7 protein-coding genes are annotated in these 9,472 nt (G+C 69.2%); all 7 read left to right on the forward strand.

Translation table 11 applies throughout. From position 1 onward, the window contains the following. A partial coding sequence (locus RR1_RS22470; RefSeq protein WP_040772509.1) for a hypothetical protein occupies positions 1 to 355 on the forward strand: 355 nt, incomplete at its 5' end. Beyond that, a complete protein-coding gene (locus tag RR1_RS21000) occupies positions 298 to 951 on the forward strand; it encodes a hypothetical protein (protein ID WP_010837427.1) in 654 nt (217 codons plus the stop codon). The genes RR1_RS22470 and RR1_RS21000, both read left to right, overlap by 58 nt. 80 nt (positions 952 to 1,031) lie before the next feature. Further along, the gene (locus RR1_RS21005; protein ID WP_010837428.1) at positions 1,032 to 5,957 is read left to right on the forward strand and encodes a tape measure protein; all 4,926 of its coding nucleotides are present in this window, start codon (positions 1,032 to 1,034) and stop codon (positions 5,955 to 5,957) included. Between the two features lie 4 nt (positions 5,958 to 5,961). Beyond that, positions 5,962 to 6,774, forward strand: a complete 813-nt coding sequence (locus RR1_RS21010) for a hypothetical protein (protein WP_040772510.1) — start codon at positions 5,962 to 5,964, stop codon at positions 6,772 to 6,774. A 4-nt stretch (positions 6,775 to 6,778) separates the two neighbouring features. Next, positions 6,779 to 8,359 carry a Gp37-like protein gene (locus tag RR1_RS21015; protein ID WP_010837430.1) on the forward strand — a complete coding sequence of 527 codons (1,581 nt, stop codon included), beginning with the start codon at positions 6,779 to 6,781 and terminating at the stop codon, positions 8,357 to 8,359. 10 nt (positions 8,360 to 8,369) lie between these two features. Then, entirely contained in the window at positions 8,370 to 8,972 is a 603-nt protein-coding gene (locus RR1_RS21020) for a phage gene 29 protein family protein (RefSeq protein ID WP_010837431.1), read from the forward strand. After that, positions 8,969 to 9,472 (forward strand): hypothetical protein (locus RR1_RS21025; RefSeq protein ID WP_040772511.1); only part of this gene is annotated, 504 nt, incomplete at its 3' end. The genes RR1_RS21020 and RR1_RS21025, both read left to right, overlap by 4 nt.

A 9,472-nucleotide genomic window follows, 5' to 3' on the forward strand; every position in this document is an offset into this window, starting at 1 on the left:
CCCCGGCAACTACTTCGAGTTCCAGCTCGGCGACGTCATGTACCGGCTGCCGCTCATGCAGTACCTGCCTGCGGCGGCGGCGGAGTACCTCGAGGATCCGCTCGTGAAGCGCTCGGGCGAGTACACGTTCGTGCGCAACCTCATCGCGAAGATCGACCCCGAGCTCGGCAAGGTGATCGCGACGCTCTCGCGCGACCAGCTGATGGGTGTGCGCACCGTCGTCGACACCGGCCGCAAGGACAAGGACGGTGAGCCGATCCGCAAGAGCGAGATCGTCGTCGATGGCCTGCACTCGGCGTGGCTCAAGGCGTCCGAGGTGTCGGTGGGGGAATCCTCGGCCTCCGCCAGCTCCTGAGCGATCGGGAGACCAAGGAGGCCATCCAGGCCGATCTCCTCGCGTCGGGCCGCACCCTCGCCGATCTCGGCACGTGGGCGCTGTCCTGGTGGGATCTGAAATGCCTGCTGCGGCATCGTCCCCAGGGCAGCGCGCTCGACCGGCATCTGCAGCCGCAGACGTGGCAGTGGACGCTCCTCGAGCATCTGCTCGCCGGGATCTACGACACGCTCCAGGGCGCGAACTGGCAGCGCGGCGGCGACAAGAACGCCCCGCGCCCGACACCACTGCCACGCCCCGGCGTCGGCGACGACGACGCGAAGCCGGCCGACGAGAAACCCTCGTCGTCGGCGTCGATCCCGCTCGACGACATTCACGACGTCATGGCGGCCCGCCGAGCACAGCGCGGGGTTCGCGCTGTCGTCGCGCACGCGCCACCCGACCCGCCGTCGCCGCCCGCGGCGCCGCGGCGGCGGTTGGCGCACAGCGAGGTCCGCGCGATCCGTACCGCGCTCGCGGCAGGGGCGTCGCACGAGGACCTCGCGACCTTCCATCGTGTGCCGGCCGCGTCGATCCGACGGATCGCCGACGGCGCCACCTACCGGCACGTCATCTGACCCTCTGAACGCCCGTCTCCCGCATCCCCGCGCTGTCGCAGGGGGTGCGGGGGCCGGGCGCTGCCCGAAAGGAGTGTGCGGTGGCCGGTATCGAGCTCGCGACCGGATACGTCAGCCTCGTTTCCGATGCCAGTGCGATCTCGAAGGAGATCGACAAGGCCCTCGGCGCCGCGTCGACGAACGTCGACCGTCACGGCGCGACGATGGGCTCGCGCATGGGGTCCGCGATCGCCACGACCCTCAAAGCCAGTGCCGCCGCCACCGGTGCTGCTGTCGCCGGTGTCATCGGCACCGCAGCGGTGCAGGGTTTCTCGCGGCTGCGGGCGATCGACGACGCCGAGGGCAAGCTCGCCTCCCTCGGGCACACCAGCGTCTCGACGGCGAAGATCATGGACTCCGCCCTCGATTCCGTGCGGGGCACCGCGTTCGGTCTCGGTGACGCCGCGACCCTCGCCGCGACCGCCGTCGCCGCCGGAGTGCAGCCGGGCAAGGACCTCACCGAGTACTTGTCGCTCGTCGCGGACTCGTCGGCGATCGCCGGTGTCGAGCTCGCCGAGATGGGGTCGATCTTCGGGAAGGTCCAGACCAACCAGCGGGCGTTCACCGGCGAGCTCGACATGCTCGCCGACCGCGGAATCCCCATCTACCAGTACCTGCAGGACGAGCTCGGCGTCACCGCCGAGGAACTCCGCAAGATGGTGGTGGACGGAAAGGTCGACTCCGAGACGTACTTTCGTGCTCTCGAGAACAACCTCGGTGGCGCCGCGAAGTCGACGAACACGTTCTCCGCGGCCTGGTCCAACACGATGGCCGCGCTCGGCCGCGCCGGCGCCGCCGGACTCGAACCGACCTTCGACCGCCTGCAGGGCGGGCTGCTCGGCATCACGAGCGTGATCGACGACGCGACACCCGCGATCGGCGAGTTCGCCGACTCCCTCGACGCGCAGATCTTCAACGTGTGGGTCCCGCGCGCCCTCGACGCGGCCGCCGCGACACGCGAGCTCTACGACGAGTTCGCGGCGTCGCCGATGGTCGTCGACTCGATCGCACGGATCGAGGCGCTGTTCGACGAGCTCGGGCAGACGTGGGACCGCGTGTGGCCCGCCGGCCAGAAGATCGCGGGCTCGCTCGCCGAGGCCGCCGCATCGACCGGTGTCACCTCGTGGCAGCTGCTACTCAATCTCCTCGAGGCAGCCGTCCCGATCCTCGACGCGACGCTCGTGCCCGCACTCGAGCTCACCGCCGACGTCATGGAACGCAACCAAGGCGCAGTCACCGCGCTCGTCCTCGCATACGGCGCGTTCAAGACGATCCCCGCGATCATGAGTGCCGTCGTCCCGTCGATCGCGTCGCTCACCGCCACCCAGGCCGCCGCGGCCGCCGGCACCGCGGGCGCCACGACCGGGCTGAACGCCTACCAGCGGACCATCCTCGCCACCCACGGTGCCGCGTCCGCGAGCATCGCCGGTGTCCGGGGCTTCGGCACCGAGGTCCGCAACACGCAGGCATGGGCCGCGGCCGCCGGCCGCCCCATCGGCACCCTCACCGCCGGCGTCCTCACCCTCGGTGAGACCGCCACCAACACCGGACGCGCGCTCGGTACCCACCTCGCGAACGGCGCACGGACCGCGTACGCCGCGCTCGGCGGCGGCGTCGGACTCGCGATCATGGGCACCGTCGGCGCCTATACCGCGATCAATGCCGAAGTGGGCAAGTCGCGGCGGATGCACGATCTGCTGACGAACTCGACCGAGGGTTTGATGCAGGCGCAGTACGACCTGCGTAAGGCACTCAACGACACCGGCGGTTCGCTCGACGACGCGGGCATCGCAGCGTTCAACGAGAAGATCCGTGAATCGGTGGACCTGCAGTCCGAGCTCGCATCTCAGCGGCCGGGTTGGGAGCGATGGCAGACCGCAGCGGCTGGGTGGCTGTCGCTCGGCCGATCGTCGAGCTACGCGGACGATCTCGGGGACCGGTTCGACACCGCCGAGCGAGCTGAGGACATTCGCAGCACCCTCGAAGACCTGCAGATCACCAACGAGGAACTCGCTGCGGGTATCCGCGGCACGGATAGTGAGTTCGCCTCTCTCACTGGTCGTCTCGATCTGACGACGCTCGCGGGGCAGAGGACGAGCACGTGGATGGCGCAGCAGCGCAATGAGCTGATTCGTGCCGAGGCTGCGGCCCGGGAGCTGACGCCGAGCTATCAGTCGATCGCCGAGATGTTCGCGGTGATGGGCGATGAGGCGGCGTCGGCGCAGAAGCAGTCCGACGCGCTCTACGACACGCTGCGACTCATTGCGGGTGTGGAGCCCGATGAGAAGGCTGCGGTCGATGAGAACAACTCACTGAACCGCCAGATCCAGCAGGCTGCTCCGATCGATCAGGCTCGTGGTGCGAGTGACCAGCTGATCGTCGACGGGCAGGTCTCCACCGTCACCGAGAACGGGCAGGCCCTCTCGGACCAGCTCGACGAGATGATCCGCAACGCCACCACGATGGCGCGCGCCGGCATCGCCGTCGATGACGTGTTCGCGAACCTGCGCACGCAGATCGAGCAGACCGCCGAGACGTTCGGTGTCGAGATCCCGGAGGTGCAGCGCGCGATCGAGAGCCTCGGCTGGAACGAGACCGTCGTACGGGTCACCACCCAGCTCGAAGGTGCGGGCGAGGTCGAAGCCCAACTCGCAACGATCTGGGGCACGCTCCAGACCCTCGACCCCGACGAGCCCAAGGTCGTCCGGATCGACGCCGAGGGCACGGAGGATGCACAGCGCAAGCTCGACGAGCTCGGCATCTCGTGGCAGATCATCAGGGGCGCGGACGGCGAGGACGACCTCGTCGTGAATCTGGACGATGAGGAGGCGCGGCGGAAGTTCGACGAGTGGGTTCTGCGTCGGGATCAGCTGCTGAACTTCAACATCAACGCCGGAATCGATCTCGACATCGACGAGTTCGACCTCAAGGCCGGCGACGTCGAAGCGTTCATGGCGTGGCTCGATCGGCAGGAGGTGCTACCCGGGGCGGATCTGGACACCAGCGAGTTCGAGGGTGCCCGGTCTCTGACCATCGAGCAGCTCAACGAGCTGTCCGGGAAGGTCACCAGACCTGAGGTGTTCCTCGAGATCGCGCAGGCGCTCGCGGACGGGCAGTCGATGAAGGCGATTCTCGATTCGCTGCAGTCGAAGACGATCCAGGTGACGATCCAGCAGTCGGTGCAGCAGCACGGCGCGTGGTCGCCGCAGGCGATCAACGCGTGGGCCGAGGCGACCTATGACCCGCGGTTCGGGCGGCCGGCGATCGCGGAGCGCGCGCAGGGTGGTCCGCTGCACGGTCCGGGTGGTCCGACGTCGGACTCGATCCCGATGTGGGGGTCGGACGGCGAGCACATGTGGACGGCGGCCGAGGTCGATGCTGTCGGTGGCCACGACCGCATGTACGAGCTGCGCGGGATGGCACGCCGGGGTGTGTTGCGGCGGGCGCAGGGCGGGCCGATCGTCGACGAGGCGATCTCCGCTGTGCGCTCCGTCGACGGCAACACGTACCTGTGGGGCAGGACGGGGCCGGATCGGTTCGACTGCTCGGGTCTGGTCGGCTGGGTGCAGCAGATCCTGATGGGTCTCGGCCGCACCACGAAACGGCTCTACACCACGTACAGCCTGCTCGCGGGTGACGGTGCGGGCCTGGTGCCCGGCCTGAGCAGCGAGTCGCCGTTCAATGTCGGTGTCTCGCAGGAGCACATGGCGGCGACGCTCGCCGGTATGCCGGTCGAGTCCGGTGGTGCGCACGGAACGTCGGGTATCGGCGGCGGGCGCGCCGGGGCGACGGACGGTCAGTTCACGCATCACTTCCATCTGCCGCCGGCACTGTTCGCCGGCGGCCTCGCGGGCGGGTCGATGTATTCGCCGGCCACGCAGTGGACCGACGAGGACGAGCTCGATCTGCAGGAGGCGCGCCTGGCCGTCGCGCAGGCCATCGAGGCACGCGACACCGCTGCCGGCCGCGAGGGCACGACGGACACCGACCGGCAGCAGGCCGACCTGAGGATCCAGCGCGCGGAGTTGAAGGTGCGTGAGCTCGAAGCGAAGCGGGCAGGCGGCGGTGGGGCGTTCGCGATCACCCCGGCGCCGGAGCTCGGCGGGTCGATGAGCGACGACGATCTGTCGCTGCGCCGCGCCGAGCTCGCGTTGATCGACGCGCAGCTCGACCGTGACCGCACGCATTCGGATCCGGCATCGACACCGATGGACAAGGAACGCTCCGACCTCGCGGTCTACGACGCACGCAACTCGCTCGACGAGACGCGGCGTCGTCTCCTCGACGCGGGCGGCGCGGATGAGCCGCGGCTCAAGTCGGTTCGGGAGATCGGGCAGGACCTGACCGGGATTCTGATCGACGGGCTGCTCGACGAGCTCGGCCTCGGTGACTCGGTCCTCGCGGATCCGACGCGGCTCACCCGCCCGGACACGTCGGTCACGGGCGGGTTCACCGACCGCGACCTCACGGGCGGCGGCGACGGCAGTGCGGTGCCGACGATGACGCCGCCGGCGCGGCACATCACCCCGGACGAGGCGATGGGGCAGCTGCCGTTCACGCCCGGCCACGAGGCACCGGGTGAGCTCGACCGGCTGCTGTCGGGTGCGTACGGCGCGGTGCCCGCGGCGGATGCGCCGTGGATGCAGGACCTGCTGGCGCGCAACCCCTTCGACCGGGGCGGTGAAGCGTCGGGGATCGGGTTCTTGCCGAAGAACATCCTCGAACCCGAGCGGGTCCTCGAACCGCGCACGACGGCGAACTTCGAGCGGCTCACCCGCGCACTCGATTCGGGGGCGCTGCTCGACCGGCTCGACATGCCGGCGCCGCGCGGCGGTGGAGACACGTATGCGCCGACGTTCCAGGGCGGCGACAGCGCCGAGATGTTCCGCATGTTCGAGCGGTGGATGCGGCAGCACCAGCGCGGTGGTGGGCAGCGCACACGCGCGACGACGTCGAGGAACAGGTGAGCTGATGACACACGACATCGTGTACCGCGGGCCGAACGGGATCGTCTGGGATCTCTACGGCCCGCGGGCGGGCCGGCAGGGCGCGGAGATCATGAATCACGTCAAGGGCCTGTATCTGCCGCCGCGCAAGCTCGTACTGACGCGGTCGGCGAATCAGCGCGGCGCGACGGCCCGCAAGGTCGTCGAGGACGAGCGGGTCGTCGAGATGGTCGTCTCGACGCAGGCCCGCACGGGCCGCGAGCACGACGACGTCGAGTCGCTGTGGTGGCAGTCGTGGTCGCACCTCGAGACCGGGCGTCTCGAGGTCGACCGCGGCGCCAGGTGGCTCGATGTGCAGCTGCTCGAATACCCGGACGATCCGTGGACGATCCACCCCGAGCAGAACAACTACCTCGAACACGACATGCGGATCGTCGCGTGCAACCCGGCATGGCAGGGCGGCACCCGCACCACACCGGAACAGACCGGAACGGGTGTCCTGACGTTCAAGGTGCGCAACCCGACCGACCTGACGATGTGGCCGGTGATCGTCGGCGACGGCGGCGGGATCATCCGGATCCAGGACGGTCTCACCGACCGGATCGTCGAGATCCCGCACCCGCTGCACGAGGGCTGGAAAGTCTTCACCGACCCGCAGCAGCGCACTCTCGACGTGACGTCGGGGCTGCCGCTGTGGCCGGACGTGATGCGCGGCATCACGTTCGGCTCGCCGCTGCCGGCGGGGATGCGCCGCTCGCGGACGCTGACCGTCGAGGTGCAGACCGAGGCGACGGTGCGTGTCGAGCTCGTCGATCAATGGATCAAGCCGTGGGGGTGAGCTGATGGGTGTTCTCGACGCGATCTCGCGCGGCATCGACGTCCAGCGCGCGGCACGCAAGCGGCAGGTCGAGCAGACCGTGCGGGACCGGATCGTGCTGTGCGACAAGGAATGGGAATACGTCGCCGACGTGACCGGTGAGGAGTCGGCCGATTTCGGGGAGCTGGTCAACGACACCGACGAGGGCCGGTTCACGCTGTTCGGTGATCACCCGCTCGTCGACTGGCTGATCTACCAGAACGGCCTCGACGAGGACATTCACTTCTACGTCGAGAACGAGGTCGGGGGCCCCGAGGACCGGATGGGCTACAAGGTCCTCGACATCGAGGTCGAGTTCGACGCCGACGACGGCATCGACCGGGTCACCGTCATCGGGCTGCACGACTTCGAGCACGTGAAGAACCTGCTCGCGAAACCGAACACCGCCGCTCCACTGGAAGCGCAGATCCCGAAGTCCGATGTGCAGGCCGGCCGCTCGCGCGCCGTGATCGCGTCGTATCTGCAGCGCAACCTCGGCTCGGAGCAGCAGCCGCTGCTGATCTGGGGATTCGACATGTGGACCCCGCTGGTGTGGCGGCAGATCGACCCGTCCCGGTGGAAGGTTATCGTCGCCCCGCCGAAGGGCCGCGACGAGTCCGAGCACACGATCCTCTCGGCCCGCATGGACAACATGTGGGACCTCGTGAAGGCGACGCTCGAGGACGCGAGCCTGCAGATCGTGCCGCAGCGCTGGCTGCCGGGCGATCCGCAGCCGTTCCCCGAGCATCTGATCCTCACGCACCCGATCCTCGTGCTGCACATCGTGCAACGCTCGTTTCTCGCCGGGACCGGGTCGGCGGTCGGGGACATCGTCCGCGACGTCGTGCGTGCGATCGGCGCCGACGGGGCGAGCGAGACGATCACGATCGCCGACCCGAACTCGGCGCCTCCGCCCGACGGTGTCAACGCGCCGACGGTGATCTGGCGGGCCTCGCAGCACCAGGGGATCGTCGGGTCGAAGATGACGCTGCACCACGCCACCGGACACACCGTCATCATCGGCGGCAAATCGCCGCAGTGGGTGAACAACTCGATCAAGCTGCTCCTCAACAGCGCGCTCGGCTACATCGGATTGGCGATCGGTATACCGGGTCTCGCGATCGGCATCTTCGACAAGGCCGTCGAGGACCAGATCCTCGCGTGGCAACGATTCACGAACTGGATTCGCAAGTCCACCTTGGGCTCTCACGCCTATATCCACACGTTCGCGCAAGGCGACGCGTGGACGCTCGGCGGGCTGCAATCCGGCCGCGTGGGGCTGCACGGCAAGCGCGGGTTCGCCGCGTTCACCGCCCGCGTGATCGACATGCAGCCCTACGTGATGGGCCGCGACTACCGGCTCGGGTGGCGCGTCGGTGTCGAGGTCGCGAACCGAATCTGGCTCTCGCACATCGCGCGCCGCCGCCGGCACTGGGACCGCGACACCCCGCCGTCGTGGGACATCACCATCGGCGACTCCCGCGAGGACGAGCTGCCCGGCACCACCGCGCTGCGTCACCTGGAAACGGTGCGCGGCGAAATCGTCCGCTACACATCGCTCGTCTGAGGAGGCACCCATGACCGCGACCGGCCCGCACCCGGCGTTCCCGCACGAATGGCCCGCGGACATGCACCCGCTCGGCTGGGTGTTTCTGCACCCGCCGTCCGACGCGTACGGCTCCGCCGGCATCGCGTTCGAGGCCGCCCAGATCAACACGCTCGCCAAGCACATCTTCGACGACCTCGGCGCGAAACTGTTCCTGCCGGACCCGCACTCCTACACCCTCACGATCAGCATCAACCTCACCGACGACGATCCGCGTGTCGGCGAGCCGTACGAGCACATCATCGACGGCGCCGACCGCACCGCGGTGCGGGTCAACGCCTCCGAGCTGCCACCCGGGCTGCGGGTCGAGGCGGGCGCGATCACCGGCACACCGACACAGTCCGGGGTCTGGCTCGTCGACATCACCGTCGGGCCGCGTGTGCACTATCAGCGGCCCCTCAACGACGGGCCGCTCGGCACCCACAACCGCGGCCGCTGGGTGCCGTGGGACACCCCGCTCGAGGAGCCTCCCGCGCAGGTCGATCTCGCCGACGCGACGGCCGAGCAGCGCGCGATGCTGCGGGCCCGGCTCGACGAGCTCGACGCCGCCGAGCAGGAGGAGGCGAGCCGATGACGACACCCGCCGGCAACGCCTACCCGGAGATCCCCGGCACCGGCGCCGGGGACACCGAGGAACTCTCCGACCTCGTCGCCGCGATGATGAAGAACCCCGCCGGCCGGATCATCATCGGTGCGGTCACCTCGATCGCGTCGGCGATCACCCAGGGCGTCTCGTCGACACTCTCGGGCCTCGCCCAGTGGGCTGCCCGACTGCGCGGCGACGTCGACCGCCACGAGAACGACCTCATCGCGATCAGCGACGAGCAGGCCGCGATGAACGAGCTGCTCGTCGACCTCGCAGAGATCGCCGCGACCGACCAGGTCACGCCGCTGTGGGCCGCGGACTCCGACGACCTCACGACGTTCCCCCGCTCGCAATGGGTCCCGATCACCGCGGCGAGCACTGGCAGCGAATCGGCCGGCAGCGGCGGATCGAGCACCCTGCACTCGCACCGCATCCCGACCGAGCGGCAGTACCTGCGGCCGCAGGCGGACACGTTCAACGCGACCGGC

The organism is Rhodococcus rhodnii NBRC 100604, from assembly GCF_001894925.1.
GTDB lineage: Bacteria > Actinomycetota > Actinomycetes > Mycobacteriales > Mycobacteriaceae > Rhodococcus_F > Rhodococcus_F rhodnii.

Bases quoted from the DNA above. Each gene is read 5' to 3' on its own strand.
- RR1_RS21010 (WP_040772510.1), top strand. From the start codon at position 5,962: ATGACACACGACATCGTGTACCGCGGGCCGAACGGGATCGTCTGGGAT.
- RR1_RS21020 (WP_010837431.1), top strand. From the start codon at position 8,370: ATGACCGCGACCGGCCCGCACCCGGCGTTCCCGCACGAATGGCCCGCG.
- RR1_RS21015 (WP_010837430.1), top strand. From the start codon at position 6,779: ATGGGTGTTCTCGACGCGATCTCGCGCGGCATCGACGTCCAGCGCGCG.